Source organism: Marinicauda pacifica (assembly GCF_004793635.1).
In the GTDB taxonomy this organism is placed as follows: domain Bacteria; phylum Pseudomonadota; class Alphaproteobacteria; order Caulobacterales; family Maricaulaceae; genus Marinicauda; species Marinicauda pacifica.
The window spans coordinates 1-307 of sequence record NZ_SRXV01000082.1; the positions used below are offsets into that span (position 1 = coordinate 1).

The 307-nt window shown below is 65.8% G+C and carries 1 protein-coding gene; it reads left to right on the plus strand.

The window, feature by feature from the left end; all coding sequences use genetic code 11:
• Nucleotides 1–307, plus strand: a 307-nt coding sequence (locus E5162_RS14870; protein ID WP_158291331.1) for a hypothetical protein, incomplete at both ends; no start/stop codon positions are given.

Sequence of the window (307 nt, forward strand, 5' to 3'; positions counted from 1 at the left end):
AAACCGGACGATTCTTTCCTCTCAGCCTGCGCGTGCATGAAGGCGAGGTGATCGTGACCGAGGCCCCGGCCGACAGCCCGGTTCAACCCGGCGACCGCATCCTGGCTATCGATGGCCAGGTCAATCCGGTCTGGCTGGCCCGGCTGACGCGCAATATCGCCGCCGACACGCCCGCCCTGGCGTACAGCCAGCTTGAAGGCTCCGAACTCTATTATTTCTCCCTCGAATACGGCGAGCCGGACTCGTTCGACATCGCCTATGAACGCCAGGGCGAGCGGGCCCGGGCCCGGATCGCCGCCGCATCGCT